Raw genomic sequence first — 2,002 nt, 5'->3', positions numbered from 1 at the left:
TCATAATCGATCTCCTTTTCACTTCTAATAAAGTCTCTATCTACTAATTTGATTTTTCTTAATATAAAAGGGAGCGTCAAGCCTTGAACGAGTAGGGTTAACAGAATCACAACAAATGTGATGAAAAGAATAAGGTTTCGTTGAGGGAAAGGAGATCCATCAGCTAAAGTTAATGGGATGGATAGTGCTGCTGCCAAAGAAACGACACCACGCATTCCCGTCCAGCCGATAATCATTGGCGTTTGCCAACCTGGTGATTGAGCATCTGCAACCGTTATAAAGTTTCTCATAATCAAGGTGGTAATTACCGCAGCATACCCTGCAAAAATTCGTACAAGAATAAGGACTATTGTAACGGCTACGCCATAGCCAATAGCAGTAGAAATATTGGTATCACCCAATCCAGAAACAATTTCTGGTAAATCTAATCCGATAAGCATAAAGACGATGCCATTCAATAGAAAGCAGAAGCTTTCCCATACGGTTACTGTCCGGATCCGGGATGCACTGCTCAAAAAATCGTGACTACGATAAGAGAGAAATAAGCCGCCACTGACAACCGCAAGAACCCCAGAAGCGTGGAGCTGTTCCGCTACCAAATACATCGAGAACGGTGCAATAAAAGTTAGCAATATATCTGTATTGGAATCGGTTGGTAAAAGTTTGTGCATTTTCAGAAAAACATAGGCAATTGTCAGTCCGATTCCCACGCCACCAATACACATCCAAATAAAGCTTCCGGCGGCTTGGTACCATACATATTGGCCAGTAGCTGCAGCAATCATTGCAAAGCGAAAAATTATTAAAGAGGAAGCATCATTCAACAAACTTTCACCTTCCAGTATGGACGCCAGTCTTTTGGGTACCTTCACAAATTTTAAAATTGCACCGGCACTAACCGCATCAGGCGGGGAAACTATTCCACCCAATAGAAAACCGAGCGCTAAGGAGAATCCTGGAATAAAATAGTTGGCAAAAACGGCAACGGATAATGCTGTAAAAAAGACGACAACAAAGGCAAAGCTGAAGATAATCCGACGCCATCGCCAGAGTTCTTTCCAGGAAGTTGACCAAGCGGCCTCATAGAGGAGTGGCGGTAAAAAAATAATGAATATCAATTCGGGTTCTATCTTTATAAGAGGAACTCCCGGGATAAAACTTATTACAAGTCCCGCTAATACGAGTAAAACAGGGTATGCAACCTGAATTTTCTTCGCCAGCATGATCAACATAGTGATTAGTAGTACTAAAAAAAGGTAAAACTCAAAATTCTCCAACATATGTAAATTTTAGGTACATAAATATAGATCAAATTCTAGAAATATTTAAACTAGCTAGGCGGTATTCATGGTTGCCTGCGAATTGCTACAAGTAAATCATCTACCGACTGGATAATTGAAGACAACATGTTTTAACTTAGATTCCTATGGTAAATGTTCCTAAATTAGGCAAAATTTGTCTTTGACTTTACCCCAAGATTTAAAATATTGGATGGTGTCACTATAAACAAAGCTTCGTCTTTTAGGAGTTTTTACTTAAAATCTTGTTTAAACAGCTGCATAGGGCTATATTTTAGAAGTAACAACGCGAAGTTGTTAGAATACAACGATAAGTGGCATAATTACAACTGGAGGTATTTCTCTTTTCGCCGTAATTACAGATTACCCTGAATATCTTTGTGACGTTGAAAACCATAATAGACAATAATTATGAATAACAAAAAATTAGGCAATAAAATTGCCAAGGTGCGCAAAGAGGGAAATATGTCGCAAGCGCAGCTCGCTGAACTTTTGTTCGTTAGCCCCCAAGCGGTTGGAAAATGGGAGCGGGGAGAGTCTCTGCCAGACTTTATAACACTAAACAGGCTTACGGAAATATTCGCAGTAGATCTAAACTACTTCGCCGAAAATTCAAATGAATTGTTGTATTATAAAGTTATAAATGAAAACACGGGGTATGTCAAAATCAATAATTCATTGGGGAATAACAACTTGATCGGTGA

2 protein-coding genes are annotated in these 2,002 nt (G+C 39.1%); one reads left to right on the top strand and one right to left on the bottom strand.

What is annotated here, in order from left to right:
- Positions 1-1,280 (bottom strand): Na+/H+ antiporter (locus B2X72_RS17485; protein ID WP_286850891.1); only part of this gene is annotated, 1,280 nt, incomplete at its 3' end.
- Between the two features lie 429 nt (positions 1,281-1,709).
- Here B2X72_RS17485 and B2X72_RS17480 point away from each other — a divergent pair.
- Positions 1,710-2,002 (top strand): helix-turn-helix domain-containing protein (locus B2X72_RS17480; protein ID WP_286850890.1); only part of this gene is annotated, 293 nt, incomplete at its 3' end.

This window comes from Sphingobacterium sp. UBA7253, from assembly GCF_002472745.1.
In the GTDB taxonomy this organism is placed as follows: domain Bacteria; phylum Bacteroidota; class Bacteroidia; order Sphingobacteriales; family Sphingobacteriaceae; genus Sphingobacterium; species Sphingobacterium siyangense.
This window is presented reverse-complemented; position numbering and strand designations above follow the sequence as displayed.